At 74.6% G+C, this 26,833-nt stretch carries 21 protein-coding genes and 2 pseudogenes; 12 read left to right on the top strand and 11 right to left on the bottom strand.

Annotated elements, in window-relative coordinates; translation table 11 throughout:
* Window positions 1-77: 77 nt before the first annotated feature.
* The 5 genes from AY578_RS26260 to AY578_RS26240 are packed head-to-tail and all read left to right on the top strand — an operon-like array spanning window position 78 to window position 4,985.
* Window positions 78-1,082, top strand: a complete 1,005-nt coding sequence (locus tag AY578_RS26260) for a substrate-binding domain-containing protein (protein ID WP_258905744.1) — start codon at window positions 78-80, stop codon at window positions 1,080-1,082.
* A gap of 48 nt (window positions 1,083-1,130) precedes the next feature.
* Window positions 1,131-3,593, top strand: coding sequence for a sensor histidine kinase (locus AY578_RS26255; RefSeq protein WP_161107160.1), 2,463 nt, complete (start codon window positions 1,131-1,133; stop codon window positions 3,591-3,593).
* A gap of 22 nt (window positions 3,594-3,615) precedes the next feature.
* Entirely contained in the window at window positions 3,616-4,047 is a 432-nt protein-coding gene (locus tag AY578_RS26250) for a roadblock/LC7 domain-containing protein (RefSeq protein WP_019523409.1), read from the top strand.
* A gap of 1 nt (window position 4,048) precedes the next feature.
* The gene (locus AY578_RS26245) at window positions 4,049-4,402 is read left to right on the top strand and encodes a DUF742 domain-containing protein (protein ID WP_019523410.1); all 354 of its coding nucleotides are present in this window, start codon (window positions 4,049-4,051) and stop codon (window positions 4,400-4,402) included.
* A complete protein-coding gene (locus tag AY578_RS26240) occupies window positions 4,389-4,985 on the top strand; it encodes a GTP-binding protein (protein WP_019523411.1) in 597 nt (198 codons plus the stop codon). The genes AY578_RS26245 and AY578_RS26240 overlap by 14 nt, the downstream gene beginning before the upstream one ends.
* Before the next feature lie 69 nt (window positions 4,986-5,054).
* On the opposite strand, the gene AY578_RS26235 is transcribed toward AY578_RS26240, so the two are convergent.
* From AY578_RS26235 to AY578_RS26220, 4 genes are all read right to left on the bottom strand, one after another.
* Entirely contained in the window at window positions 5,055-6,011 is a 957-nt protein-coding gene (locus AY578_RS26235; RefSeq protein WP_258905736.1) for an ABC transporter substrate-binding protein, read from the bottom strand.
* Window positions 6,012-6,086: 75 nt separating this feature from the next.
* Entirely contained in the window at window positions 6,087-6,752 is a 666-nt protein-coding gene (locus AY578_RS26230) for an ABC transporter permease (RefSeq protein WP_137209112.1), read from the bottom strand.
* Window positions 6,749-7,447 (bottom strand): ABC transporter permease, encoded by a 699-nt coding sequence (locus tag AY578_RS26225; protein ID WP_258905735.1) that lies wholly within the window; start codon window positions 7,445-7,447, stop codon window positions 6,749-6,751. The genes AY578_RS26230 and AY578_RS26225 overlap by 4 nt, the downstream gene beginning before the upstream one ends.
* The gene (locus tag AY578_RS26220; protein ID WP_215048586.1) at window positions 7,444-8,601 is read right to left on the bottom strand and encodes an ABC transporter ATP-binding protein; all 1,158 of its coding nucleotides are present in this window, start codon (window positions 8,599-8,601) and stop codon (window positions 7,444-7,446) included. The genes AY578_RS26225 and AY578_RS26220 overlap by 4 nt, the downstream gene beginning before the upstream one ends.
* Before the next feature lie 293 nt (window positions 8,602-8,894).
* On the opposite strand from AY578_RS26220, the gene AY578_RS26215 reads away from it, so the two are divergent.
* From AY578_RS26215 to AY578_RS26205, 3 genes are read left to right on the top strand one after another with little or no spacing between them, the layout of a single operon-like run.
* A complete protein-coding gene (locus AY578_RS26215) occupies window positions 8,895-9,584 on the top strand; it encodes a response regulator transcription factor (RefSeq protein ID WP_215188203.1) in 690 nt (229 codons plus the stop codon).
* Between the two features lie 38 nt (window positions 9,585-9,622).
* Complete coding sequence (locus AY578_RS26210; RefSeq protein ID WP_258907505.1) at window positions 9,623-11,035, top strand: sensor histidine kinase; 1,413 nt, start codon at window positions 9,623-9,625, stop codon at window positions 11,033-11,035.
* Window positions 11,036-11,087: 52 nt separating this feature from the next.
* Window positions 11,088-12,077 (top strand): NAD-dependent epimerase/dehydratase family protein, encoded by a 990-nt coding sequence (locus AY578_RS26205; protein WP_215188202.1) that lies wholly within the window; start codon window positions 11,088-11,090, stop codon window positions 12,075-12,077.
* A 79-nt stretch (window positions 12,078-12,156) separates the two neighbouring features.
* On the opposite strand, the gene AY578_RS26200 is transcribed toward AY578_RS26205, so the two are convergent.
* Together AY578_RS26200 and AY578_RS26195 are read right to left on the bottom strand one after the other, a co-directional pair.
* A complete protein-coding gene (locus AY578_RS26200) occupies window positions 12,157-13,266 on the bottom strand; it encodes a sensor histidine kinase (RefSeq protein ID WP_019523419.1) in 1,110 nt (369 codons plus the stop codon).
* Window positions 13,267-13,271: 5 nt separating this feature from the next.
* Window positions 13,272-14,003 carry a response regulator transcription factor gene (locus tag AY578_RS26195; protein WP_215189446.1) on the bottom strand — a complete coding sequence of 244 codons (732 nt, stop codon included), beginning with the start codon at window positions 14,001-14,003 and terminating at the stop codon, window positions 13,272-13,274.
* 105 nt (window positions 14,004-14,108) lie between these two features.
* On the opposite strand from AY578_RS26195, the gene AY578_RS26190 reads away from it, so the two are divergent.
* From AY578_RS26190 to AY578_RS26180, 3 genes and pseudogenes are all read left to right on the top strand, one after another.
* A complete protein-coding gene (locus tag AY578_RS26190) occupies window positions 14,109-14,855 on the top strand; it encodes a glycosyltransferase family 2 protein (RefSeq protein WP_215189448.1) in 747 nt (248 codons plus the stop codon).
* Window positions 14,852-15,466, top strand: a pseudogene (locus tag AY578_RS26185) (TIGR04282 family arsenosugar biosynthesis glycosyltransferase); the annotation flags it as partial. The gene AY578_RS26190 and the pseudogene AY578_RS26185, both read left to right, overlap by 4 nt.
* 1 nt (window position 15,467) lies before the next feature.
* On the top strand, window positions 15,468-16,220 hold the full coding sequence (locus AY578_RS26180; RefSeq protein WP_161107155.1) for a methyltransferase domain-containing protein: 753 nt from the start codon (window positions 15,468-15,470) through the stop codon (window positions 16,218-16,220).
* Between the two features lie 216 nt (window positions 16,221-16,436).
* Here AY578_RS26180 and AY578_RS26175 read toward each other — a convergent pair whose 3' ends face one another.
* From AY578_RS26175 to AY578_RS26160, 4 genes and pseudogenes are all read right to left on the bottom strand, one after another.
* Window positions 16,437-17,456 carry an alpha/beta hydrolase gene (locus AY578_RS26175; RefSeq protein WP_161107154.1) on the bottom strand — a complete coding sequence of 340 codons (1,020 nt, stop codon included), beginning with the start codon at window positions 17,454-17,456 and terminating at the stop codon, window positions 16,437-16,439.
* Window positions 17,456-19,612, bottom strand: coding sequence for an acyltransferase domain-containing protein (locus AY578_RS26170; protein ID WP_258905730.1), 2,157 nt, complete (start codon window positions 19,610-19,612; stop codon window positions 17,456-17,458). Before AY578_RS26170 ends, AY578_RS26175 begins: the two co-directional genes overlap by 1 nt.
* A gap of 722 nt (window positions 19,613-20,334) precedes the next feature.
* Window positions 20,335-21,867: pseudogene (locus AY578_RS26165) on the bottom strand (beta-ketoacyl synthase N-terminal-like domain-containing protein); the annotation flags it as partial.
* Window positions 21,868-21,893: 26 nt separating this feature from the next.
* Window positions 21,894-23,588 (bottom strand): fatty acyl-AMP ligase, encoded by a 1,695-nt coding sequence (locus AY578_RS26160; RefSeq protein WP_215188222.1) that lies wholly within the window; start codon window positions 23,586-23,588, stop codon window positions 21,894-21,896.
* Window positions 23,589-23,802: 214 nt separating this feature from the next.
* Here AY578_RS26160 and AY578_RS26155 point away from each other — a divergent pair, with 214 nt between their 5' ends.
* Window positions 23,803-25,215, top strand: coding sequence for an MFS transporter (locus AY578_RS26155; protein ID WP_161107151.1), 1,413 nt, complete (start codon window positions 23,803-23,805; stop codon window positions 25,213-25,215).
* Here AY578_RS26155 and AY578_RS26150 read toward each other — a convergent pair.
* A complete protein-coding gene (locus AY578_RS26150; RefSeq protein ID WP_258905729.1) occupies window positions 25,163-26,650 on the bottom strand; it encodes an AMP-binding protein in 1,488 nt (495 codons plus the stop codon). The genes AY578_RS26155 and AY578_RS26150 overlap by 53 nt on opposite strands.
* Window positions 26,651-26,833: the final 183 nt, after the last annotated feature.

The following is a 26,833-nucleotide window of genomic DNA, read 5'->3' as shown; positions in this document are numbered from 1 at the left end:
GCACCCCGCGGCGGCCGGCCCGCCGGCGTCTCTCCCCTGCACTTGGCTCAGCCGTTACAGCGAGGTCCGCGCTCCTCATGAACACTCGTCCCCCGTCCCGCCGCATCCCGAGACGTCGAACGGCGGTCCTGGCGGCCGCGATCGGTCTGCTGGTGGCGGGGTGCTCCTCCTCCGGCACGGACGCGGAAGACGGCGGCGCGGGCGCCGCGCGCGGCTCCGGGGGCCTGCGGGTCGCGCTGGTCACCCACGGCAGCGAGGGCGACGCGTTCTGGGACCGGGTGCGCAAGGGCGCGGAGGCCGCGGCCGCCAAGGACGGCATCGAACTGACCTATCTCAGCGACCCGGACGGGTCCGGACAGGCCGACCTGGTGCGCCGGGCGATCCGCGACGGCGTCGACGGCATCGCGCTCACCCTGGCCAAGCCGCAGGCCATGAAGGACCCCGTCAACGAGGCGCGCGCCGCGGACATCCCCGTGGTCGGCCTCAACTCCGGTGTGAACGCCTGGAAGAAGGCCGGGCTGCTGGCGTTCTTCGGCCAGGACGAGAGCCTCGCGGGCCGCGCGGTCGGCGAGAAGCTGAACCAGCTGAAGGCCAAGCACACGCTGTGCCTGGTGCACGAGCGGGGCAACGTCGGCCTGGAGGCCCGCTGTGCCGGAGTGAAGAAGACGTTCCGCGGCACGAGCGAGAACCTGTACGTGGACGGCACCGACGAGCAGGCCGTCTCCGGCATCCTCGCGGCGAAACTGCGCCAGGACCCGTCCATCGACCAAGTGGTCACCAACGGCGCCGACTTCGCGCTCCTGGCCGTGGACGCGGCGGCCGAGGCGGACAGCGAGGCCCAGGTGGCCACCTTCGACCTGAACGAGGAACTGGTGGACGCCGTGCGCGGCGGCAACGTCCGGTTCGCCGTCGACCAGCAGCCGTACCTCCAGGGCTATCTCGCCGTGGACGCGCTGTGGCTGTACCGGACCAACGGCAACGTCAGCGGCGGCGGCACCGCGCCCGTGCTCACCGGGCCGGCGTTCGTCACGAAGACGGAGGCGGACTCGGTCGCCTCCTTCGCCGCCGCCGGAACCCGCTGACCGCCGCCGTGCGTACCGTCCCCACCACCCGACAGCTCTAGGACCACGATGTCTCGACGGACAGGTGCCCGGCGCCGTCTCGGCTCCATACGCCTCTCGCTGATCCTGCTCGCCCTGGTGCCCTGCGTCGCCCTCGCCGGGCTGTGGGGCGTGACCACGATCCGCATGTTCTCCGAGGGTCTGGAGCTGCGGTCGCAGACCCAGCTGAGCCGGTCCACCGGCGCGATGGGCACGCACGCCGCGCTCGACCTCCAGCGGGAGCGGGCGCTGACCGCCGAGTGGCTGGCCGGTCCTGACGGTTCGCGGTCCGCACTGGACACCCAGCGGCGCGCCACCGACCGGTCCGTGGCACGGCTCATGGGGCAGGCCGACGCGATCGCCCAGGCGCCGGCGCGCATCTCGGACCGGCTGTACTCGGTGCTCGGCTCGGTGGGCAGCCTGGAGTACTACCGCGACCAGATCGACAACCCCCGTGACATCACCGCCGAGGAGGCGCTGGAGCAGTACACGTCGGTCATCGACGACCAGATCCACGCCTTCCAGGAGCTGTCCCAGGTCGACGACGGCGACCTCACCTCCCAGGCGCAGCCGCTGGTGTCACTGGAGCACGCGGCGGAACTGGTGTCCCAGGAGGACGCGCTGCTCACCCTCGCCTGGCCGTCCGGCCGTCTGGACGCCGACCACCGGCAGACATTCGCCGAACTGGTGCACACCCGGCGCTGGCTGGTCGCCGACCAGATCATGCCCGCGCTCGACGGCGACCTGAAGGCGCAGACCGAGCGGATCCTGTCCAGCCCCGAGTGGCGCGCCCTGGAGGCGGTGGAGGACCAGGTGCTGGCCACCCCGTCCGAGGGGAAGGCCCAGGAGATCGAACTGCCGGACCTGCGCGACCGGTGGGCCGACGCCATGGACCGGATCGCCCCGCAGTACAACGCCATGATCCGGCAGCAGACCGACGGGCTGCTCACCCGCAGCGCCGGCGAGGCGCGCAGCCTGCTGGTGACGGCCGCCTCGCTGAGCGCGGCGGGGCTGCTCGCGCTGCTGCTGTGCGCGGTGCTGTCCTGGCGCATCACCCGCTCGCTGTCCCGCCGGCTGCGCGGACTGCGGCTGGCCACGCTGAGCCTGGCGCAGGAGCGGCTGCCGGACGTCGTGGCCCGGCTGGAACGCGGCGAGAAGGTCGACCCCGAGTCGGCGACCACGCCCCTGGACTACGGCCACGACGAACTCGGCCAGGTGGCCAAGGCGTTCAACACCGCGCAGCGCACCGCCGTGCACACCGCCGTGGAACTCGCCGACACCCGGCGCGGCTTCCAGAAGATCATCCTGGGCATCGCGCGGCAGAGCCAGAACCTGGTCAACCTCCAGCTCAGCAAGCTCGACGCGCTGGAGCGCCGGCACACCGACCCCGAGGTCCTCAAGGGCCTGTACGAACTCGACTCCGCGGCCAGCCAGTTGCGCAGGTACGAGGAGAACCTGGTCATCGTCAGCGGGGAGCGCCCCGGCCGCACCTGGAGCGAGCCGGTCGCGCTGATCGACATCCTGCGCAGCGCGGTGGGCGAGGTCGCCGAGTACCAGCGGGTGGAGGTGTTCGCCGACGAGGAGGTGTCGCTCGCGCCGCCCGCGGTGGCCGACGTGATCCATCTGCTCGCCGAACTGATCGACAACGCGACGGTGTACTCGCCGGCGCCGAGCCCCGTCACGGTGCGGGCGGCGATGGTCGCCAAGGGCCTCGCCGTCGAGGTCGAGGACCGGGGACTCGGCATGTCCGAGGAGGACTACGCGTCCCTCAACGCCCATCTGGCCGAGCCTCCGCAGTTCGACGTGGTGGCCCTCGCCGACGACCTGCGGCTCGGCATGTTCGTCATCTCCCAGCTCGCGCACCGCCACGGCATCACGGTCACGCTGCGCCCGTCGCCGTACGGCGGGACGACGGCGATCGTGCTGCTGCCGCGCGAGGTGGTCGTCGTGGCCGACGAGCCGTCGGACACGGCGCGGGGAACGTCCGGCTCCGGGGGCGCTCCCGCGAAGGAGGCCGCCGCGCAGGACGCTGCCGCCGAGGACGCCTCCTCCCCGCTGCGGCCCCTGCCGGCCCGGGAGCGGTCGCGCGGTGACGCCGTGGCCGCGGAGGACACCCGGGGCGACTCCGAGGACGCTTCCCGGACCGCGCCCGGGGAAAGCGGCACGGACCCCGCCGAGGACCGCCCCACGCCCGCGCGCGCCGACGCCTCCCCCAAGCCCGAAGGCCACGCCCGCAAGGGCGGTCTCGCCCCGCTCCCGCGGCGGGTGCCGCAGACCAGCCTCGCCGCCGAACTGCTCGAGGAGCCCTCCGCCGAGGAGCCGGGCGACGACGAGTTCACCGCCGAGCACGCCGCCTCCTCCCTGGCCTGTTTCCAGCAGGGCACGCTCCGGGCGCGGGACGCCGCCGGTGACGAGCCCGAGGACGGGCAGCCGACCCACGTGCCCGCGCCCGCCTCCGGGCACCCGACCCCGACCGCAGACGCCGACCGCTGAACGCCGACGAAGGAACACCGCCATGACACGCCCCCTGCCCGCCACCCACACCCAGCTGGACCAGCTGCTGACCGGACTCGTGGAACGGGTCGCCGACGTCAACCAGGCCGTGGTGCTCTCCGAGGACGGTCTGGTGGTCTCCAAGTCCACCGGCTTCCTGCGCGACGACGCCGAGCGCCTGGCCGCGACCGCGTCCGGTCTGATGAGCCTGAGCAAGGGCGTCAGTATGGACTTCCGCGGCGGCCCGGTCCGCCAGGCGCTCATCGAGATGGCGCACAGCTACCTGATCCTCACCTCGGCCGGACCCGGCGCCCACCTGGTGGTGCTGACCGGCCCGAAGGCGGACGTCGGCGTGGTCGCGTACCAGATGAACATGCTGGTCAAGAAGATCGGCGAGCACCTCAGCGCGGCCCCGCGGGACACCAGCGGTTCCGCCGAAGACCCAGGCGTGTGAGGTGGGCGGGAGCGACCCTTCGGGGCGGCTGGTACGGCCGTTCACCCTGACCGGGGGCCGCACCCGGCCGAGCCGCGCCGACTTCACGCTCATCACGACGGTGACGGCGGCGGACCCGCAGCCGGAGTCGGCGGCCCGGCCGCAGCCCGAGCACACGCGGATCCTGCGCCTGTGCGCCCGTCCGATGGCGGTCGCCGAACTGGCCGCGCGGCTCGACCTGCCGGTGAGCGTGGTCGTCATCATGCTCTGCGACCTGCTGGAGGCGGGGCGGATCACCGTCCGTCCGCCGCGTTCCGTCACCACCCCGGATCCGGACCTGCTGCAGAAAGTGAGGGAAGGCCTTGGCCGGCTCTGACACCGACGCCCGGGCGTCCGCCGACGGCGACGCGCCCGACACGGTCAAGATCCTGATCGCCGGCGGTTTCGGCGTGGGCAAGACGACCATGGTCGGCTCGGTCAGCGAGATCAGGCCGCTGCGCACCGAGGAACCGCTGACCATGGCGGGCCTGGGCGTCGACGACCTGGACGGCGTCGAGGAGAAACGTGTCACCACGGTGGCCATGGACTTCGGCCGGATCACCGTGTCGGACGACCTGGTGCTCTACCTGTTCGGCACGCCGGGGCAGCAGCGGTTCTGGTTCATGTGGAACGACCTGGCCCTCGGCGCGCTGGGCGCGGTGGTCCTGGTGGACGTACGGCGGCCGAAGTCGAGTTTCGCCGCGATCGACTTCTTCGAACGCCGGGGCATCCCGTTCGTGGTGGCCGTCAACGGCTTCCACGGCGAGCACCCGTACCCGGTGGAGGACATCCGGGAGGCGCTGACGCTGCCGGCGGAGGTGCCGGTGCTGCTGTGCGACGCGCGGGAGCGGGAGTCCTCGCGGGACGTGCTGATCGCGCTGATCGACCTGCTGATCGCGCAGGCGGCGGCCGCGAGCTGAGCCCGCGGGGTGCGGCAGGTCGAACCCGCGGGGGGCGGCGGTCCGTTCCGCCGCACCCCGCGACGGGTCTCAGACGAGTCCGGCGGACTTCAGCCAGGCCTTGGCGACGTCCAGCGGGTCCTTCTTCTCCAGCTGCACCTGGGCGTCCAGGTCGAGCAGCGTCTCGGTGTCCAGCTTCGCGGAGACCGCGTTCAGCGCCTCGACGCCTTCCTTCGGCAGCGCGTCCTTGCGGACCAGCGGGGTGACGTTGGCGTACCCGAAGAGGTTCTCCGGGTCCTTCAGGACGACGAACTTCTCCTTGACGATGGTCGGGTCCGTGGTGAACACGTCCGCCGCCTGGACCTCGTTCTGCGCGAGGGCCGCCTGGGTGAGCGGGCCGCCCGCGTCCAGCGCCTTGAAGTTCTTGAACGTCAGGCCGTAGACCGACTGCAGGCCCTTGAGGCCCTGCTGCCGGGTCTGGAACTCGGGCGAGCCGCCGATCACCAGCCGGGGCGCGGCCTCCTTGAGGTCGGCGAGCGTGGACTCGGCGGTGAGGCCGTACTTCTCCGCCGTCGCCGCGTTGAGGGCGACCGAGTCCTTGTCCTCGGCGGGCGAGGACTCCAGCAGGGTGAGCTGCTTGTCCAGCTTCGCCTTCACGGCCGTGTTGACCTCGTCGGCGGAGGTCTGGGCGGCCTTCTCGTCCAGGTAGGCGAGGAGGGAGCCGTTGTACTCCGGAAGGACCGTCACCGAGCCGTTCCTCATCAGGCCGTAGGTGGTCTCACGGCTGCCGATGTTGTGCTTGTAGGTGACCTTCAGGCCCTTGGCGCGCAGCGCCTCGCCGTAGATGTCGGCGAGCAGGGTGGACTCGGCGAAGTTGTTCGAGCCGACGACGACCGTGCCCGCCTCCGCCTTGTCGCCGTCGAGCGGGTTGTCGGAGGTGTCCCCGGAGGAACATCCCGTGAGCAGCGCCGCCGCGGCGGCGAGCGCGACCGCCGCCGCGCCGTGGTGCCTCGTCCTCGATCTGCTGCTCTTCGCCGTAGAAGTCATTCACCGATCCAATCCAGCCGTCCCGCGCCCGGTCAAGGACGTCGGGGTCACATTTGTCGTACAACTGATCGAATGTCAGCGGCGGCGCACTCCGGGCGACACCGCGAACCGCCCCACGGCCCAGAACAGGGCGAGCGTGACCAGGGCGAGGACCGCCACCAGCGTCGCCCCGCCGACGACCTTCTCGTAGTCGCGCTGGTAGAGGCCGTCGATGACGTACCGGCCCAGTCCGCCGAGGCTGACGTAGGCGGCGATGGTGGCCGTGGACACGATCTGGACGGCGGCGGACCGCAGGCCGCTGAGGATCAGCGGGAGCGCCACCGGCACCTCCACCCGGAACAGGATCCCGGACTCGGGCATGCCCATCCCGCGCGCCGCGTCGACGGGTGCGGGGTCGACGGTGCGGACCGCCTCGTACGTGGTCACCAGGATGGGCGGCACGGCGAGCACGACCAGCGGGATCATCACGGGCAGCAGACCGAAGCCGATGAGCAGCACGGAGAGCACCAGCAGGCCGAAACTGGGCAGCGCGCGGGCGGCGTTGGCGACGACGGCGATCGCGTTGCCGCCGCGTCCGGTGTGCCCGGTCAGCAGCCCGACGGGCAGACCGATCGCCGCGGCGACCGCGAGGGCCAGCAGGGTGTACTGGACGTGTTCCAGGAAGCGGGACGGGATGCCGTCGTAGCCGTGCCAGTGCGCGCTGTCGCCGAAGAAGGCCTGGACGAAGGTGAGGACGTTCACCGGGCGGCGCCCTTCGTGAGGAGTTCCTCGCGCGGGGCGGCGGTCCGCTCCCGTCCGGAACGGGGCATCCACGGGGTCAGCACCCGGCGCAGGAGAACCAGCGCGGCGTCGCACAGGACCGCGAGGACGGCCGTCGTCAGCACGGCGTTCGCCGCGAGTTCGGGCCGGTCGTACTTCTGCGCGGCGGCCATCAGATTGCCGAGGGCGCCCTGGTTGCCGATGAGGGCGCCGACGCTCACCAGGGAGATGCTGGACGCGGTGGCGACCCGCAGCCCCGCGATGATCGCGGGGGCGGCGATCGGCAACTGCACCTGGAGATACCGCCGTACGGGACCGAAGCCCATCGCGGTGGCGGCGGAGAGGGTCTCGTCGGGCACCGAGCGCACGCCGTCGGCGATCGCCGGGACCAGCACCACCAGGCTGTAGAGGGCCAGCGGGATCATCACGGTCAGCTCGGTCTGGCCCGTGTAGTCGATGAGCACGACGAAGAAGGCGAGGGACGGCACCGCGTAGAGGACGGTCGTCAGGCCGAGCACCGGCGGGTACAGCCAGCGGAACCGGTTGCACAGCAGCGCCAGCGGCAGGGCGAGCAGCAGGCCCGCGACGACCGGCAGCAGGGCCTCGCGCAGATGCACCCCGATCAGGCCGGCCCAGCTGTGCTGGAGGTCGCTGGGGATGACGAAGAAGCCGTTCATCCGGCGACCTTCTCGTCCTCGCCGCGGGTCGCTTCCGATCCCGGGTCGGCATCCGGGGCCGGGGCCGCGTCCGGTTCCGCCTCGGTGTGCGCGGCGCGGACGGCCTCGCCGATGGTCTGCTGGGAGACCACGCCCGTCACCTTGCCGTCCGCGTCGACGGCGACCGCCCAGCCGGTGGGCGAGAGGACAGCGCAGTCGAGCGCGGCCCGCAGCGAGTCGACGCCGGGGCGGAAAGGGCGTCCGTACGACAGCAGCCGGCCGTCGTCGCTCCCCCGCTCCCGCCAGCCCAGCGGGCGGCCGTCGGCGTCGGTCACCAGCAGGTACGGTGCCTCCACGGCGGCGAGGCGTTCGGCGGGCGCGTCGGCCGGGACCACCGCGTCGGTGGTCAGCTCCAGCGCGTCCGAGGTGAAGAAGGAGAGCCGGCGGATGCCGCGGTCGGCGCCGAGGAAGTCCTCGACGAAGGCGTCCGCCGGGTTCGACAGCAGCTCGGCGGGGGGCGCGTACTGGGCGAGCCGGCCGCCCTCACGCAGCACGGCGACCATCGTGCCGAGCTTGATGGCCTCGTCGATGTCGTGGGTGACGAAGACGACGGTCTTGCCCAGCTCGTCCTGGAGGCGCAGCAGTTCGTCCTGGAGTCCCTTGCGCACCACCGGGTCGACGGCCGAGAACGGCTCGTCCATCAGCAGCACCGGCGGGTCCGCGGCGAGCGCCCGCGCCACCCCGACGCGCTGCTGCTGGCCGCCGGACAGCTGGTACGGGTACCGCCCGGCCAGCGAGGAGTCCAGCCCCACCCGCTCCATCAGCTCCGCCGCCCGCTCCCGGGCCCGCTGCTTGCCCCAGCCGAGCATGCGGGGCACGGTCGCGATGTTGTCGGCGATGGTGCGGTGCTGGAAGAGGCCCGCGTTCTGGATGACGTAGCCCATGTTGCGGCGCAGGGTGGTCACCGGCTGCCGCTGGACGTCCTCGCCGTCGAGGAGGATGGTGCCCTCGGTGGGCTCGACCATCCGGTTGATCATGCGCAGGGTGGTCGTCTTGCCGCAGCCCGAGGGGCCGACGAGGACGGTGATCGAGCGGTCGGGGATCTCCAGCGACAGCCGGTCGACCGCCACCGTGCCGTCCGGGTACCGCTTCGTGACTGAGTCGATCCGTATCAAGACGCCGCTTGCCCTTCGGGTGGCAGAAGATGGTCGGCCGAGGTCGCCCGCGCCGTGTGCCGGTCGAGTGTAGACGTCGGCACCGACGAGACCCCGGGAAAATACGCGGGACCCCGGCGTCGGGGCGGCCGGGGGCCACGCCGCCACCTGCCCGGATCCCGTCGGGTCAAACCACCTTCCGCGACCTGACGACATGTAGGCCGTCTTCCGGTTTCCTGTCGGTTCGCTGTCGATCGGATCCCGGTCCTGCGGCGGCCTCGGGCGCGAGGGGGGCGGTGGCGCAGTATGGGCGGGTGGACAGAGTGCGACTGCTCGTGGTGGACGACGACCCTCCGATAGCCGACCTGGTGGCGACGGTCGCCCGGTACGAGGGGTGGGAGGCGGTCACCGCCCACACCGGCGAGGAGGCGCTGCGCCGCGCGGACGCGTTCCGCCCGGACATCGTGGTGCTCGACCTGATGCTGCCGGACGTCGACGGCTTCGGCGTGCTGGACGGGCTGCGCCGCTCCGGGCGGATGGTGCCGGTGGTGTTCCTCACCGCGCGGGACGGGGTCGCCGACCGGGTGGCGGGACTGACCCGGGGCGGGGACGACTACCTGGTCAAGCCGTTCGCGGTCGAGGAGCTGATGGCGCGGCTGCGCACGGTGCTGCGGCGCAGCACGGGCCCCGGCTTCCCCCGCTCGGTGCTGCGGGTGGGCGACCTGACGATGGACGAGGACACCCGGGAGGTGCGGCGCGGTGAGCATCTGCTGGCGCTCACCCCGACCGAGTACGAGGTGCTGCGCCATCTGATGCGCCGCTCCCCGACCGTGCTGACGAAGGCGCAGATCCTCGACCAAGTGTGGGAGTACGGCTTCGGCGGCCGGTCCAACGTGGTGGAGCTGGTGGTCAGCCGGCTGCGGCGCAAGCTGGACGCCACCGGCGCGCCGCTGATCCGGACCGTGCGGGGCTTCGGGTACGTGATCCGGCAGGCGGGCGAGTGAGGGCCGCCGCCCGGCGGCTGCGGGACGCCTACCGGCGGATGCGGCTCGGCACCCGTCTGACGCTGGGCCTCGGGGTGCTGTCGCTCGCGGTGTTCGCGGTCGTCGGCACGGCCCTCACCGCGTACATGCGGGACTATCTCGAACAGCAGCTGGGCAAGCAGCTGAAGCTCATCCAGGCGGTGCAGGCCAAGGACGCGGCGGCGCACGGCACGGTACGGCGCAAGCCGTACTACGGCTGGTACACGGCGGTGTACGACGTCGGCGGCGGCTCGGTCTCGCTGCGCCGGCCCGCCGACGTGCCCGAGGACACCCGGCCGCTGGCCGATCTGGCGCGGGCGATGGCGCACTCCGACACGGAGCTGATGCGCACGGCGCGGATCGAGGGAGAGGGCACGTACCGGCTGCGCGGCTGCGAGGTGGAGCCGGGGGTGGTACTCGTGAGCGCGGCCCCCGTGGAGGACGTGGAGGAGACCGTCGAACGGCTGGTCACCGTGCAGGTGGTGGTGTTCGCGCTGGCGCTGACGGCGCTGGTGGTGTCCGGGCGGCGGATGCTGCGGCACGGTTTGAAGCCGCTGAGCGACATGGCGCACACCGCGCACGGCATCACCTCGCACGACCTGACCGAGTCCGCGGCCCGGCTGCCGCTGCGCGCGGACGGACGCGACGGCGGACATGAAGTGGCCGAGCTGCGCACCGCGTTCAACACCATGCTGGAGCACATCGACGACTCCCTCGCGGTCCGCGCGGAGGCGGAGCTGCGGCTGCGCCGCTTCGCCGCGGGCGCCTCGCACGAACTGCGCACCCCGCTGATGTCGGTGCGCGGCTACGCGGACCTCTTCCAGTACGCCGCCGCGAACGAACCGGCCGAGCGGGAGCGGCACTTGGCGCGGCTGCGCGCGGAGGCGGCGCGGATGGGGATCCTGCTGGACGACCTGCTGCTGCTCGCCCGGCTGGACGCGGCGGAGGTGGAGAGGCCGCTGCGGGCGGAGGACACCGACCCGAGGGAGCTGGTGCAGCGGGCGGCGGACGCGTTCCGCGCGGGCCGCCCGGCGCATCCGCTCACGGTGACGGACCGCACCACCGGGCCCTTGGTCCTGCGTCTCGACCCCCAGCGCATACGCCAGGTGCTGGACAACCTCCTCGCCAACGCCGCCGTGCACACCCCGCCCGGCACCCCGGTCACGGTCGAGCTCACCGCCACCGCCCACGCGGTGCTGGTGCGGGTCGCCGACGCGGGCCCCGGCATCCCGGCGGACCACCGGGACCGGGTCTTCGACCGCTTCTACCGCGTCGACAAGGCCCGCACCCGCGACCGCGGCGGCAGCGGACTCGGCCTGTCGGTCGCCCGCTCCCTGGTCCGGGCCCACGGCGGCGACATCGACCTGACGAGCAGGCCGGGCGCCACGGTGTTCACGGTGCGGTTGCCGTCCCGGGGTCTTACGGACCGGTGACGTGCCGGGCGCGAAGCCGCTTCCGGACCGGCCGCGGACTTAGCGTGAGGGCATGCGTGTGCTGGTCACCGGCGGTGCCGGTTTCATCGGATCCCATGTCGTCACGGCGCTGCGGGCGCGCGGGCACGACCCCGTCGTGTTCGACGTCCGTACCGACCCGGCGTCGGACGTCCGCGCGCCGGACGCGGTGCGAGCGGCGCTCAACGGCGTGGACGCGGTCTGCCACCAGGCGGCGATGGTCGGCCTCGGCACCGGCTTCGCGGACGCGCCCGAGTACGTCTCCCGCAACGACCTCGGCACGGCGGTCCTGCTGACGGCGATGGCGGAGGCGGGCGTACGGCGGCTGGTGCTGGCGGGCTCGATGGTGGTGTACGGCGAGGGCCGCTACGAGTGTGCCGGGCACGGCGTCGTACGGCCGGGCCCGCGCGCCGAGGAGGACCTGGCGGCCGGGCGCTTCGAACCCCCGTGCCCGGTGTGCGGGGCGGCCCTCGCCCCGGGCCTGGTCGCCGAGGACGCCCCGGCCGACCCGCGCAACGTGTACGCCACGACCAAGCTGGCGCAGGAGCACCTGGCCGCCGCGTGGGCGCGGGCGACGGGCGGCTCGGCGGTGTCGCTGCGCTACCACAACGTGTACGGCCCGGGCATGCCCCGGGACACCCCGTACGCCGGAGTCGCGTCCTTCTTCCGCTCCGCCCTGGCCCGAGGCGAGGCCCCCCGCGTCTTCGAGGACGGCAACCAGCGCCGGGACTTCGTCCACGTACGGGACGTGGCGTCGGCCAACGTGACAGCGCTGGAGTCCGACCCGCACGCCGGCGCCCTCACCGCGTACAACACGGGCAGCGGCATCCCGCACACGGTCGGCGAGATGGCCGAGGCCCTGTCGAAGGCCCACGGCGGCCCCTCGCCGATCATCACAGGCGAGTACCGCCTGGGCGACGTCCGCCACATCACGGCGGACTCGACACGCCTAAGAACGGACCTGGGCTGGAAGCCGGAGGTCACCTTCGAGCAAGGAATGAGGGAGTTCGCCGCAGCTTCTTGAGAAACGCGGGGTCAGCACCCCCAAGGGGCGCGGGGAACTGCGCGACAAGCCCCCACCGGCCCGCGGTGAACGAAACCCCTCACCCCGCCAAAGGCAACGTCACCTCAAACCGACACCCACCCTCGACATTCCGCACCACCGCCCTCCCCCGATGCGCCTCCACAATCCCCCGCACGATCGCCAGCCCCAGCCCCGCCCCCGCCGGAGGCGTCCTCGCATCGCTCCCCCTCCACCCCGTGTCGAACACCCGAGGCAGATCCTCCTCAGGAATCCCCCCGCACCCGTCCGTCACGGACACCACGACCCCCTCCCCCGCCCGCCGTGCGGACACCGCGACCGTCCCGTCCGCCGGCGTCCGCCGAATCGCGTTCACGAGCAGATTCCCCAGCACACGGCTCATCTCCCGCCCGTCCACCTCCACCGGCACCGGCTCCACCCCGTCCCCGACGAGCCGCACCCCGTACTCACGGGCGAGCGGATCCGCCCCCGCGAGGGCGTCACCGACAAGGTCGTACACACTCATCCGCGCCGGTGACAGCGACAGCGCCCCCGCATGGATGCGGGACAGCTCGAAAAGGTCCCCGACCATCTCGTTGAGCCGCTCCACCTCCGTACGGATCTGCCTGAGGTACCGGTCGGGCTCGGCGGCCACCCCGTCCTCCAGCGCCTCGGCCATCGCCCGCAGCCCCGCGAGAGGCGTCCGCAGATCATGCGAGATCCAGGCGACGAGCTCACGCCGCGAGGACTCCAGCGCCCGCTCCCGGTCCCGCGACTCCGCGAGCTTCACGCTGGTGGCCTCCAACTCCCGGCTCAGGGCGGCGAATTCGGCAGCCGCTGGCCCGTCCGGGGCGGCGAAGTCCCCACCGTCCCCGAACGACCGTGCGGCCAGGGCAAGTTCACGACTCCGGGCGACGACCCACCGCCCCAGCAGCAACGCGGTGACCAGCGAGACCACCGCCGCCATGGCCGCGACCGTCGTCACCACGCTCAGATCGTGCGCCGACAGGAACATCGCGCGGGCGACGGCCAGCGTTCCCGCCAGCATCGCGGCGACCGCGACGGCGGCGACGACCGCGAGGTGCGCGGTCAGCGACCGCCGCCGGATCAGCCGCAGGACGCCCGCGCCGAGCACCCCCGCCGTGGTGGCGCCGAGGAACGCGAACAGGGCGATGAGCAGAGCGTCGCGCACGTGCCTCAGTCCTCCTCGGTCGTCGCGGGGTCGAAGCGGTAACCGACGCCCCAGACGGTGCGGATGAGTCGGGGCCGCGCCGGGTCGTCCTCGACCTTGCCGCGCAGCCGCCGTACATGGACGGTCACGGTGGACAGGTCACCGAAGTCCCACCCCCACACAACCCGCATCAGCTCCTCCCGCGTGAACGCGCGCCCGGGGTGCGCGAGGAAGAACGACAGCAGGTCGAACTCCCTGACGGTCAGAGCAAGTTCGACGCCGTGCCTGACGGCCTTCCGAGCCCCGGGATCAACGACGAGCCCCGCTGCCCCCAGCACATCGGAACGGGCGGACGCGTCCGCCACCGGCCGCGCCCGCCGCAGCACCGACCCCACCCGCAGCACCAGCTCCCGCGGGCTGAAGGGCTTGGTGACGTAGTCGTCGGCCCCGACCTCCAGGCCCAGGATCCGGTCGTCCTCGTCGCCGCGCGCCGTGAGCATGATGACCGGCACCGGACCCTGCCCGCGCATCCTGCGGCACACCTCGAGGCCGTCCATGCCGGGCAGCATGAGGTCGAGGACGATCAGGTCGGGCCGGTGGGCGGCGGCGCGGGCGAGGGCGTCGGGGCCGTCGCCGGCCCGGTCGACGACGTACCCGGCGCGGTCGAGGTAGCCCGTGACGATCTCGGCGACGGTGGGGTCGTCGTCGACGACGAGGACCCGGGCTCCGGCCCCGCCGCCGGTGGGTGCTTGCTCCATGCCGTCCAGCCTCGCACCCCGCGCGCGCGAACCGTCCGGGGCGGACGCGGACGTCCGAGTTTCGTAAGGAGCCGATGCCCGGTACGCCCGTTTCGCGTTCGTAGGGTGAGAGCCGTGACCATCTCCCCCGAACCACCACCGAGTGGCCCAACGGCCTCCGTGGACGTCGTCCTCCCCTGTCTCGACGAGGCCGCCGCGCTGCCCTGGGTGCTGCGCCGCATCCCGCCCGGCTGGCGGGCGCTCGTCGTCGACAACGGCTCCACGGACGGCTCCGACCGCATCGCCCGCGAACTCGGCGCCACGGTCGTACGCGAGACGCAGCGCGGCTTCGGCGCCGCCTGCCACGCCGGACTGACCGCGGCCACGGCCGAGGTCGTCTGCTTCTGCGACTGCGACGCCTCGCTGGACCCGTCGGACCTGGTGCCGTTCGTCGACGAGCTCCGTGCGGGCGCCGCCGACCTGGTGCTGGGCCGGCGCCGTCCGCAAGGGCGGGGCGCCTGGCCGCCGCACGCCCGCGCCGGGAACGCGGCCCTCTCCCTGCTGCTGCGCCGCCGCACCGGGCTGCGGCTGCGCGACCTGGGCCCGCTGCGGGCGGCCCGGCGCGAGGAGTTGCTCGCGCTGGACCTGACCGACCGGCGCAGCGGCTACCCGCTGGAGATGGTGGTGCGCGCCGCCGACGCCGGCTGGCGGATCACCGAGCACGACGTGCCGTACACCCCGCGCACCGGCGCCTCCAAGGTGACCGGCACCTGGCGCGGCACCTTCCAGGCCGTACGGGACATGAGCCGGGTGCTCCAGGGGCCGCCCGCGCGCGAACAGGAGCCGCCGGCGCGCGAGGGGATGACGCGGTGACGGCGCCGGAGGTGGCACTGCTGGTCATCGCGAAGGAGCCGCGGCCGGGCCGGGTGAAGACCAGGCTGACCCCGCCGTTCACGTCGGAGGAGGCGGCGGCGCTCGCGGAGGCCTCGCTCGCGGACACCCTCGACGCGGTGGCGCGCACCCCCGCGCGGCGGCGGGTGCTGGTGCTGGACGGGGAGCCGGGGCCGTGGCTGCCGGCCGGTGTGGAGGTCGTGCCGCAGTGCGCGGGCGGTCTCGACGAGCGGCTGGCCGCCGCGTTCGCCGGCTGCGACGGGCCCGCCCTGCTCATCGGCATGGACACCCCGCAGGTGACGCCGGAGCTGCTGACGGTGGACTTCGCCGACTGCGACGCCTGGTTCGGGCCGGCCGCGGACGGCGGCTTCTGGGCTCTGGGCCTGGCCGACCCGGACCCGGAGCTGCTGCGGGGGGTGCCCATGTCGACGCCGTACACGGGGGCCGCGCAACGGCGGCGGCTGGACGGGCTGCGGGTACGCGACCTGCCGCTGCTGCGGGACGTGGACACGGCCGAGGACGCGGTGGCCGTGGCGGACGCGGCGCCTGACGGACGGTTCGCCGCACGGCTGGCCCGGCTGACGGCGGCCCGCCGTGAGCGGGGCACGCGCGACGGCCACGCCCCGCCTCGGCTCCCAGCGCGCCCCCGGCCGTCCCCTCCCGACCGCCGACCCCGCCTGGTCGGCCGACCCGTACGCCGACGCGCTGCGCGCCGGCCGGGGCCCGCTGTTCCTGCGCCGCACGGACGGCTGGCTGCTGCCGCTGGACGTGGAACGCTGGTGCGCGGAGCCCGATCCGGCCGATCTCGACGTGCTGGGGCGCTGCGAGGGCGCGGTGCTGGACGTGGGCTGCGGACCCGGCCGGCTGGTGGCCGCCCTCGCCGCGCGGGGGCGCCGGGCGCTCGGCATCGACGTGAGCGAGGCCGCGGTGGCGCACACGGTCCGGCGTGGCGGACGGGCGCTGCGGGCCTCGGTGTTCGACCCGCTGCCCGGCACCGGGCGCTGGGACACGGCGCTGCTGATGGACGGCAACATCGGTATCGGCGGTGACCCGGCCGCGCTGCTGCACCGGATGGCGCGGGTGCTGACGGCGGGCGGGCTGCTGCTCGCCGAGACGGTCCCGTGCCCGGACGTCGACGAACGCGTCACCGTCCGGGTCACCGGCCCCTGCGACACCCCCGGAGCCCCCTTCCCCTGGGCCCGCCTCGGCACCCCGGCGCTGATGCGCCGCGCGCGGGCGTGCGGGTGGCGCGCGGAGGACCGGTGGTCCACGGACGGCCGCGCCTTCGTCGCCCTCCGGGCCCCGGCCCGAACACCGGCCGCCACACCGACGGACCCTCGCGGGTGACGAGGGCCGCCCGGCCCTGCGGCCCGGAAGCCGGAACGTCCAGCATCCGGCGCCGGGCCCCGACCGCCGACGCCGGAAGTCCAGCGCACTGCCCGGCCTTCCGCAGTCCGGCCCTCGGAACGACCGCGCGCGCCGAGTTGCCGGGCGCGCCAGGCTTTCGGGCGGTCGGGGTCACGGGCCCCGTGAGCGGCCGCCCCCCTTTGGGGCGGTCCCCCGTCACCGGGCCGGGTCAAGGCCCAGGCCCGTGGCGAGGGTGGGCCAGGAGGTCTCGAACTCGGCCCGCCACGCGGTCCACGCGTGTGTGCCGCCCCGGTACAGATGCGACCGCACCGGTACGCCGAGGTCGTCGAGCCGGTCGACGAACTTCCGTGCCTGCGACCACAACGTGCCCTCCAGCACGGCGCCTTCGAGGTTGCCGAAGTCGTCGCTGGGCAGGCCGCTGCCCTGCGAGACGTACAGGTGGGTGCCCCGCAGCCGGTCCGCGAGCCGGTAGGGGTTGTGGGCCGACCAGTTGGCCTGCTGCAGGACGGCGCTGCCCCACAGGGCGGCCGGCAGTTGTCCCTCCCGGGCGACGATCGCGCCGACGACGGTGCGCATGCCGGTCGCGGTCGTGTCCAGGATGCCGCTGTAGGAGGCGGCAGCCGCGAACGTACCGGGTCTGCGGGCCGCGATCGCCAGGGCGCCGTAGCCGCCGGTCGACACCCCGGCGACGGCCCTGGCCGGCCCCGCGTGGAACTCCTCGCGCAGCAGCCCCGTGACCTCGTCGAGCTGGAAGGTCTCGTAGTCGGCCCCGCGGCGGCCGAAGTTCCACCAGTCGGTGGGGATGCCGGTGGGTCCCGCCGACGGCATGACGGTGATGACCTCCTTGTCGGCCAGGAACTCCTCGACGTCCGTCTCCCGCGTCCACGAGGTGTGGTCGTCGTGCGCGCCGTGCAGCAGGTAGAGCACCGGCCGCTCACGGTCGGGCGCCCCGGCGTACGAGTCCGGGAGCAGCACCCGTACGGGGACGTCCGCGCCCACGGCCGGGGAGCGGACGGTCAGATCGACGGTCCGCTCGTCGAGCCAGTGGCGTCCGACCACCTCGGCGGCCGAGGCCGTCCGCTCCCCGGCGGACGTCGTCGTGCCCTGTGCGGTGGACGCCACGAGCGCACCGCCCGTCGCGAGCAGCGCGGCGGTGGCGGTGAGTGCGGCGAGGCGGGTGCGGAGGGATCTGCGGTGCCGGCGGGTGCGTCGCATCAGGGCTCCATCGGGGCGGTCGTCGGCGGGAGGCCGGAGGGGTCGAGGGCGCGGGCCAGGTCCGCGGCGAGGGTGTCCACGGCCGGCGGGTCCAGCAGCGCCAGGTGGTGGGCGGGCAGATCGGTCACGGTCAGGTCGGGGCAGTGGGCGTCCCAGCCGAGCGTGGCGTCGGTGCGTTCGTAGCGGGCGTCGCGGACGGTGTGCGGCGCGGGTCGCGTCGCCCGGTAGAGGAGGGTGCGGCCCGGGTACGGGCCGGGGCTGTGCCGTTCCGCGCTGCGCAGGTCCAGGTAGGAGGAGCGCTGGTGGGCTAGGACGGCGGGCGGCAGGTCGACGGCCTTCTCCAGCAGCGCGAGCACGAGATCGACCTGCGCGGTGTCGTCCATCGCCCCCAACTCGACGTAGGGCAGCTCCAGTTCGACCCCGTACACGGTGTGCACGTACGCGGCGAAGCCGGCGAAGCGGCGCCGTGCCTCCTCCGCCGGGGTGGCGACGGGCGGGGCCGGCAGGGGGAGGATCGAGTCGACGAGGACCAGTGCCGTGACTTCGCCCGCCCGGCTCAGCAGCCGGGCCGTCTCCTGGGCGACGACTCCGCCGTACGACCAGCCGCCGAGGGTCCAGGGGCCCTCGGGCCTGATCTGCCGGATCCGGCGGGCGAACTCGGCGGCCCGGGCGGGCACGTCGTCCGGGTGTTCCAGCCGGTCGAATCCGTACACCGGCCGGTGTCCGTCCAGGCGCGCGGCCAGGTGGCCGTACACGTCGGAGGAGCCGCCGGCGGCGTGCGCCAGGAACAGGGGCGCGTGCGGTCCGGTTCCGGGGAACGAGCGCAGGACTCCGGGCGTGCCGTGCACGGGTTCCCCGGGGTGTGCGAGGGGCGGCGCGGGTGACGGGGCGGGCGCGTCGTCGAGCAGGCCTGCCACGCCGCGCAAGGTGCCCTGGCGCAGCAGCACACCGAGTTCCGGCGCCGAGCCGAACTCCCCCAGCACGGCGGTCCTGATGCGGACCGCCGTGAGCGAGTCGAGGCCCAGGTCGGTGAGCGGGACGTCCGGGTCGAGCCGGTCCGGGGCGAAGCCCATGACGCGGGCGACGAGCATACGCAGCCGGTCCAGCCGGGTGGCCGCGGCGGGACGGGACTCCGGTGCGGGCAGCGGCAGCACGACCTCGCCCGCCCAGTACCGGCGGTGCTGCCAGCGGGGCGGGGGCACGTCCGTGATCCGCCCGTCCGGATGCAGCGTCTCCCGTGCCGAGGGGACGCGGGCGCCGTGCACCAGGAGCGTGGCGAGAGCGGTACGGAAGGACGTCGCGTCGTCGGTGCCGCGCCGCAGCGTCGGGACGACCAGCGCCTCGTCCGCCCCGGCGGCCTCCAGGGTGCGGGCCAGCGGGTGGGCCTGGGTGGGGTGCGGGGCGACCTCCACGAACACGCGGTGTCCGTCCCGCGCGGCCGCGCGCACCGCCTGCTCGAAGCGGACCGGGCGGCGCAGGTTGGCCAGCCAGTAGGCGGTGTCGTAGGGGGCCTCGTCGAGGGGGTCGTCCAGCACCGTGGAGTAGCGCCGGCATACGGGGTCGCCGTACGGGACGGCGCCCAGTTCCCAGGCGAACGCGTCCAGCAGGGGGTCGACGTCCGGCGAGTGTCCCGCCACCGGCACCGGCATGGTCCTGGCGAAGCCGCCCTCGGCGGTGACCCGGGCGACCAGCGCGCCGACCTCCTGCGCCGAACCGGTGACGACGCACTGCTCCGGCGACGCGTACACCGCGACGTGCAGGGTCGGCAGGTCCTCCGTCATCCGGCCGAGGTCCGGCGGGGGCAGGTCGACGACGGCCATGGTGCCGCCACGCACGGTGGTCAGGAGCCGGGACCGGAAGGCCACGATCCGTGCCCCGGTCGGCGCGTCCAGGGCGCCTGCCGTGACCGCCGCCGCGATCTCGCCCAGCGAGTGGCCGATCACCGCCGAGGGTTCGGCGCCGTAGGAGCGCCAGAGTTCGGCGAGGGCGACCTGGAGGCCGAAGAGGGCCGGCATGACGGCGGTGAGGGAGGTGAGGTCGGCGTCGGGTTCCGTCGCGCCGAGCAGAGAGACGCCCGCCTGCTCGCGCAGCACCGGTTCGAGCCGCTCGACGGCGGCGGCGAACGCCGGTTCCGCCGCGAGCAGTTCACGCCCCATTCCGGGCCACTGGGAGCCGTATCCGGAGAAGACCCACACCGGGCCCGGGTCGTCGGGGGCGATGGGGGCACGGTCGGCGGTGACGAGGTGCGTGTCCGGGTCGCCCATGGCGAGACGGTGCAGGGCGGTGGAGAGGGTGTCCCGGTCGCGGGCGACGACGGCGGCGCGCTTCCGGCCGCGGCCGGTGCGGCCGGCCAGGGTCCGGCCGACATCGGCCGGCCCTGCGCCGCGGCCGCGGGCGAGTCGAGCCACCGCGCCAGCTCACCGGCGGGGCCCGCAGGCGGCCGTCGGTGGGAGCGTCGAGCAGCACCAGGGCGGGCCGACGGTCCCGGCCGCCGCCGCCGGCCAGGGGAGGCCGAATCCTGGCCGGTGAAGGGCGCCGGCCCGTTCCGTCGGCCGCCGGTCCAGGGCCGCGACGCTCCTCCGCGCCTACGGGACCGCGGGGTCCGGGCGCCCGCGACGGATCCGCGCGCGGGGTCGCCGGCTTCGGGTGCGGGAACGGCACCAGGCCGGTGAACGGGGCCGCCGGCCGTTTCCGTCGGGCCGCCGGTCCCAGGGCCGCGACGCTCCTCCGCGCCTACGGGACCGCGGGGTTCCCGGGCGCCCGCGACGGATCCGCGCGCGGGGTCGCCGGCTTCGGGTGCGGGAACAGCACGGCGGAGGCCGGGGGCGCCGGCGACGGCTGCGGGGCGGTCGCCCGCGCTCCCGCGTCCACGTGGACGGTGTTCCCGGAGCACCACGTGCGCGTTCGTCCCGCTGAAGCCGAAGGACGACACCCCCGCGGTGGCCGTCCCGGAGTAGCGGGGCCACGGTTCGGGGGCGGTGAGAACGCGCAGGCGCAGGGCGTCCAGGTCGATGTGCGGGTTGGGTTCGGCGAAGTGCAGCTGGCCGGGGAGTTCGTCGTGGTGGAGGGCGAGGACGGTCTTGATGAGTCCGGCGATGCCCGCCGCCGCCTCCAGGTGGCCGATGTTCGTCTTCACCGAGCCGAGCAGCAGGGGCTGTTCGGCGGGGCGGCCCTGTCCGAGGACCGCGCCCAGCGCCCCGGCCTCGACGGGGTCGCCGAGCGGGGTGCCGGTGCCGTGCGCCTCGACGTAGTCCAGCCGCCGGCCGTCGGGGCCGTGGGCGTGGGCCAGCAGGGCGCGCTGCGCGGCGGCGTTGGGGGCGGTCAGGCCGTTCGAACGGCCGTCGGAGTTCACCTCGGTGGCGGTGATCACGGCGAGGACGCGGTCGCCGGCCCGTTCGGCGTCGGCGAGGCGCTTGAGGACGACGACACCGCATCCCTCACCGCGGACCATGCCGTCGGCCGCCGCGTCGAACGCCTTGCACCGCCCGTCGGCGGACAGCGCGCCCGCCCGCTGGAGTCCGAGCGTCACGGTCGGCGAGAGCAGGACGTTGACGCCGGCGGCGAGCGCCGCGTCACAGGTGCCGTCGGCCAGGGCGCGCACCGCGTGGTCCACGGCGACCAGGGACGACGAGCAGGCCGTGTCGACGGCCAGGCTCGGGCCCCGCAGGTCCAGCGCGTAGGAGACGCGGCCCGCGGCCACGCCGAGGGAGGCGCCGGCCGCCGTCCACGGGGTCACCGACTCCGGCCGTCCGGCGGTGAGATGGGCGTACTCGGTGCCGCTGATCCCGACGAACACCCCGGTGCGGGTGCCGGCGAGCGAGGGCGCGGGGATCGCCGCGTGGTCGAGGGCCTCGCGGGTCACTTCGAGCAGCATCCGCTGCTGCGGGTCGAGGGCCACGGCCTCGTCGGCGGCGATGCCGAAGAACTCGGCGTCGAACTCCTCGACGCCGTCCAGGAAGCCGCCGTGCCGGCCGAGGTCGGCGGGCAGGACGGAACCGTCCGGCACGAACCGCTCCCAGCGTCCCCCGGGCACCGTGCCGACGGCGTCCCGGCCGTCGGTGAGCAACCGCCAGTACGCGGCCGGGGAGTCGGCTCCGCCCGGGAAGCGGCAGCCGACCCCGACCACGGCGACCGGGGCCCCGGCGGCGGGGGAAGAGGTCGTCGCCGCTCCGGCGGAGGGTACGCCGGCCGGGGGCCGGTCCTCCTGTGCGGTGAGCGCCGCGACCAGCGCCGCCGGGGTCGGTGTCTCCCACAGCAGGGTCGCGGGGAGTTGGCGTCCCACGGCCCGGCCGAGGAGCGCGGTGAGGGCGACCGCGTCCCGTGAGGTGAGTCCGTGCTCGGCGAGGGGCCGGTCGTCGGTCACGTCCTCGGGACGCACGCCGTACCACTCGCCGAGGCGCGCGACCAGCACCTCCCGTACGAGCCGCGCCGTGGCGCTCACAGCGCCTCCGCCCGCAGCGCGCCGGAGATCAGGCGTTCCCGGCAGGCGGCCCTGGCCACCTTGCCGCTGGAGGTGCGCGGCACCGTGCCCGCCTCGACCAGCACCAGCTCCGCCAGCCGCAGTCCGTGCCGCGCCGCGACCGCGGCCCGGGCCCTGGCCAGCCGCTCGCGGGCTTGCGCGCCGTCGGTCGCCGTGCCCCGCCGGACCTCGGCCACCACCACGAGGTCCTCCGGGCCGTCCTCCTCGCGCGGGACGGTGAAGGCGGCGAGCCGGTCCCGGCGCACCACGTCCAGCGCCGACTGCACGGTCTCCTCGACGTCCTGGGGGTAGTGGTTGCGGCCGTCGACGACGATGAGGTCCTTCAGCCGCCCGGTCACCAGCAGCCTCCCGTCGTGCAGCGCGCCCAGGTCGCCCGTGTGCAGCCAGCCGTCGCGGAACGTCTCGGCGCTGCGTTCGGACTGTTTCCAGTAGCCGGCGCCCACGTTCGGCCCGCGCACCTGGATCTCGCCGACCCGCCCCTCGTCCAGCACGGCGTTCGACTCCGGGTCGGCGACGCGCACCTCCTGGCCGACCGGCCGGCCGCACGTGGTGAGCCGTGCCGTGCCGCCGGGCCGTACCTCCACGCGGCCCTCCGCCAGGGCCCCGGGGTCGCACTCCACGGTCAGCGGCGGCTCGTCGCGGCGGTCGGCGGTGACGAACACGGTGGCCTCGGCGAGCCCGTAGGCGGGGCACAGGGCCTCGGCGGCGAGACCGGCCGGGCCGAACGCGTCGAGGAACCGCTCCAGGGTGGCGGGCCGCACCGGCTCACTGCCGTTGAGCAGCGCCGCCACCCGGTCGAGCCGCAGCTCGGCCGCCTCGTCGGCGCCGACGCGCGTGACGCAGTAGTCGTACGCGAAGTTGGGCGCGGCGCTGACCGCGCCCGGGTACCTGCCGAGCAGGCGCAGCCAGCGCACCGGGCGTTCCAGGAACGCCACCGGGTCGAGGAGGACGGAGGCGAACCCGGCGTGGACGGGGGCGGCGACGCTCAGCACCAGGCCCATGTCGTGGAAGAGCGGCAGCCAGCCGACGGTGGTGGTGCGTCCGGGGGCGGCGTCGAAGGCGGTGACGGCCTGCCGGGCGTTGGCGACGACGTTGGCGTGGGTCACCATCACTCCGGCCGGGCTGCGGGTGGAGCCCGAGGTGTACTGCAGGTAGGCGACGTCGTCGGGGGCGGGGCGGGGCAGTTCCGTGGCCGGCGGGCCCTGCGGCAGCGCGTCCACGGTCGTCACGGGCAGGCGCCCGCCGGTCATCCGCTCCACCTGCTCCCGCGACGGCCCGTCGGTGAGCACATGGGCCGGTTCGCAGTCGTCGAGCACGGCGGCCAGCCGGCCCCCGTGGCCCGCGAGGTCGGGCGTGAACAGGGGGACGGCGATGACTCCCGCGTACAGGCAGCCGAGGAAGGCCGCCGTGTAGTCGAGGCCCTGCGGCAGCAGCAGCGCCACCCGGTCACCCGGGCGCACCGTGCCGTGCAGCCGCCCGGCGACCGCGCGGGCCCGCGCGTCGAGGCCCTGCCAGCTCAGCGTGCGGTGCACACCGGCCGAGTCCGGTGCGGGGAAGGCGACGTACGTGACGGCGGGCCGGTGGGCGCTGTGCGCCGCCCAGTGCCGGAGCCGGTCGGTCAGCAGCGGCGCGGGTTCGGAGGTGTCGGTCATCTCGACTCCACTGTGTTGACGGGCGGTTCGGCTGAGGCCTCAGGTTCCGCTCCGGTGCGGTGGTCGCAGAAGACGGGCCGTTGACAGACCGTCCAACAGCGACTGTCAGCGCGGTGACAACTCCCGCCCCGCCAATCAACGGCTCGCACAGCAGTGCCCGGGACGCGCGCCCCCGCACAATCCGTGGGACGCATCCGGCGGGAAGGGCGAGGTCATGCATCGTGGAAGGCTGTCGGCGGTACTGGTCCTGATGGCCCTGACCGGGTTTCTGACCACGCTGGACAACACGGTCGTCAACGTGGCGCTGCCCACCGTCCAGGAGGAGTTGGGGCTGGACGTCGCGGACCTGGAGTGGGTCGCGGCGAGCTACGTCCTGTCGTTCGGGACGCTGCTCCTCGCGGGCGGGCGGGTCGCCGACCTCGCCGGGCGGCGCGCCGTCATGGCCGTCGGCGTCGTGGTGTTCACCGTGTCCTCGTCCGCCGCCGCCCTGGCGGACAGCGGTACGGCGCTGATGGCGGCCCGTGCCGTGCAGGGCGCCGGGGCCGCACTGATCGTGCCCGCGTCCCTGGCGGTCGTCGCCAGGGACCTGCCGGCCCGGCGCCGCGCCACCGCCATCGGGCTGTGGACGGCGTCCCTGGCGCTGGCCCTGGCGCTCGGACCGGTCATCGGCGGGTTCGTCACCGAACGCTGGGGCTGGACCTGGATCTTCCTGCTCAACGTGCCCTTCGGGGTGCTGGCCCTGCTGCTGGTGCCGGCGGTCCCGTCGGCCGGCCGGCGCGGCACGGGCCGGTGGTCCGCCTCACTGCTGGACGTGCCGGGCGTCCTCCTGTCCGCCGTGGCTCTGTTCCTGCTCACCTACGCGCTGGTGAAGGGCGGCGAGCACACCTTCTCCACGCCCCCCGTCCCGCTGTTCCTGTGGCTGTCGGCCCTGACCGGCGCCGCGTTCCTGCTGGTGGAGGCGCGTGCCTTCCTGCCCCTGGTGGACCTGCGGATGCTCCGTGACCGGATCCTCGTCGGCGGTGTCGCGGCGCAGGTGCTGTGGGGCGTCGGCGTCAACGGCGTGTTCTTCTTCACCGCCCTCTACCTGCAACAGGTCCTCGGCTTCTCCCCGGTGGAGGCGGGAGCGGTGTTCCTGCCGCTGGCCGGCGCCCTGCTGGTGTGCACGCCGTTCGCCGAACGCGCCGCCCGGATCCTCGGCGCCCACCGTTCCATCGCGGCGGGGCTGGCCCTGGTCGCCGGGGGGCTGCTGCTGGTGGCCGGAACCGGCGCGGACGCCTCCTACGCGGATCTGCAGCCGGGGCTGCTGCTCGTCGGCGTCGGTTCGGCCCTGACCACGCCGCTCACCGTGCGGTCGATCGCCGGCGTCCCCGCCACCCGCACCGGCATGGCGTCGGGCCTGGTGAGCGCGGCACGGGAGATCAGCGGGGTGTTCGGCGTGGTCCTGGTCGGCATCGTGCTCACCCGCACCGAACGGGACGCGCTGGCGGACGGGGTGGCCCCGCAGACCGCGTTCCTCGACGGCTACGACACGGGACTGCGGCTGGCCGCCGGCTGCGTCCTGCTCGGCGCGGTGGTCAGTGCGGTGGCGCTGCGGCGTCCCGGCCGCCACCGCCGCGGAGCAGCGTGACGAAGCCGTCGGGGCCGCGTACGGCGAGGAGCCCGGTGCGCAGCCAGCCGCCCGCCGGGCGCCCGGGGTGGTCACCGATCTGCGGTCCGCGCAGCAGGAGTTCGCCGGCGTGGCCGGGCAGCACGTCCACGTCGGGGAAGCCCTCGACGGCGATCCTCGCCCGGGTGCGCGGCACCGTCAGTCCGGCGGTGCCCGGACGGGCGTCCGCGGTCGGCGGGTTGGCCAGGGCGACTCCGGCTGCGGCCGCGGGACCGTACGCCTCGACGACGCGGGCGTCCAGCGCCGCCCGTAACCGCTCGCCGGTGGAGGCGTCCAGCGGGGCCGTGACGACGGTGCGCACGGTGGCCAGGGCCTCCCGTTCGTGGGCGGGACGTTCCAGGAGGCGGCGCAGGTCCGCGGGGGACGCCACCAGGACGGTGGGCGCGTGCCGGCGGGCCGCCTTCAGCGCGGCGAACGGGCCGCCGCCTGGCACCAGCACGGTCCGTGCCCCGGCCAGGAGTGCCGCCGTCACCAGGACGATCCCCCGGGTGTCCGACAGCGGCACCAGCGACAGCAGCCGTGGCCTGCGTGGCGCCGGGGCGGCCTGCCAGGCGACGACCTGGTGCGCCGCCGCCACGAGGTTGCGGTGGCGCAGGAGGACCCGTGTGCCGTCGCGCCGGTGCACGAGGACGGCGACGTCGTCGGGGTCCGCTCCGCCGGACCAGTCCCAGTCGAGGAGCCCGCCCGGCCGGTCGGGCGGCCGCCGCTCCAGGTCCCGGTAGGCCACGACGTCCACGGGCCCGCGGGCCGGACGGGCGTCTGGGGCGGCGGTCGCGCGGTACGGCCCGCCGGAGCCGGACCGTTGGGCGGGGATGTGCCGCGTGTGCGGGGCCGGCCGGAGCGCCGCGACGGTCCGGGCCGGCCCGGCGGACGGCTCCTCGCGGGGCACGTCCGCGGTCCGCGGCCGGGCGTCCCGCCGACGGGTGCGGGGCGGCTTCGTCTCCACGGTCACGACGGCGCGCAGGAACCCGTGGTCCCCGCTCGCGGCGATCTCCCCGAGCCGCTCCCGCGGTACGGCGGCCACCACGGCGCGGGCCAGGACCTGCCGGCTGTCGGAGGGGCGGCCCGGTACGACGACCGCGCCGAGCCGCCACGCGGCGTGGCAGAGCACGACGGCCTCAGGGCAGTCGGGCAGCAGCAGCGCCAGGTGGTCGCTGCGCCGCAGTCCGAGCCGGGAGAGCGCCGGGGCGATCCGCGCGGCCGCCCGCCGCAGGGCGCGGAAGCCTGTCCGGTTCCCCCGCGAGGCCAGGGCCGTACGGGCGCCGTACCGGTGGGCGGCGGCGTCGAGCAGGTCAGGCAGCGTGTCCCGGGGCACGGGGAGGTGCCAGGGCACGCCGGAGGCGTAGAAGTCCAGTCCGGGTTCCTCGGGAGGCCGTCGCTCGAACAGATCCGTCATGTGCGGGATGGTGACCCATCACACCCTGTGGCCACTTGTGTCCGTACGCACAGGACAATCGGTCTCGTTGTCACTTCGATGACATACCCCGCGGCCGGATCCCGCCCGCCGCCGACAAGTCCGCGCACCGACCGGGCGGTACGGTGCGCGGGCCCCTGATGTCCCCCACACCGAGGGAGCGCC

This window comes from Streptomyces thermocarboxydus (assembly GCF_024760485.1).
Classification (GTDB): domain Bacteria; phylum Actinomycetota; class Actinomycetes; order Streptomycetales; family Streptomycetaceae; genus Streptomyces; species Streptomyces cellulosae.
The sequence above is the reverse complement of the archived record's forward strand: the minus strand, read 5'-3'. Positions and strand labels throughout refer to the sequence as shown.

Coding starts and splice junctions, on each gene's coding strand:
- AY578_RS26260 (WP_258905744.1), top strand. CDS start 78: ATGAACACTCGTCCCCCGTCCCGCCGCATCCCGAGACGTCGAACGGCG.
- AY578_RS26255 (WP_161107160.1), top strand. CDS start 1,131: ATGTCTCGACGGACAGGTGCCCGGCGCCGTCTCGGCTCCATACGCCTC.
- AY578_RS26250 (WP_019523409.1), top strand. CDS start 3,616: ATGACACGCCCCCTGCCCGCCACCCACACCCAGCTGGACCAGCTGCTG.
- AY578_RS26235 (WP_258905736.1), bottom strand. CDS start 6,011: ATGACTTCTACGGCGAAGAGCAGCAGATCGAGGACGAGGCACCACGGC.
- AY578_RS26225 (WP_258905735.1), bottom strand. CDS start 7,447: ATGAACGGCTTCTTCGTCATCCCCAGCGACCTCCAGCACAGCTGGGCC.
- AY578_RS26210 (WP_258907505.1), top strand. CDS start 9,623: ATGCGGCTCGGCACCCGTCTGACGCTGGGCCTCGGGGTGCTGTCGCTC.
- AY578_RS26205 (WP_215188202.1), top strand. CDS start 11,088: ATGCGTGTGCTGGTCACCGGCGGTGCCGGTTTCATCGGATCCCATGTC.
- AY578_RS26195 (WP_215189446.1), bottom strand. CDS start 14,003: ATGGAGCAAGCACCCACCGGCGGCGGGGCCGGAGCCCGGGTCCTCGTC.
- AY578_RS26175 (WP_161107154.1), bottom strand. CDS start 17,456: ATGCGACGCACCCGCCGGCACCGCAGATCCCTCCGCACCCGCCTCGCC.
- AY578_RS26170 (WP_258905730.1), bottom strand. CDS start 19,612: ATGGGGCGTGAACTGCTCGCGGCGGAACCGGCGTTCGCCGCCGCCGTC.
- AY578_RS26160 (WP_215188222.1), bottom strand. CDS start 23,588: ATGACCGACACCTCCGAACCCGCGCCGCTGCTGACCGACCGGCTCCGG.
- AY578_RS26155 (WP_161107151.1), top strand. CDS start 23,803: ATGCATCGTGGAAGGCTGTCGGCGGTACTGGTCCTGATGGCCCTGACC.
- AY578_RS26150 (WP_258905729.1), bottom strand. CDS start 26,650: ATGACGGATCTGTTCGAGCGACGGCCTCCCGAGGAACCCGGACTGGAC.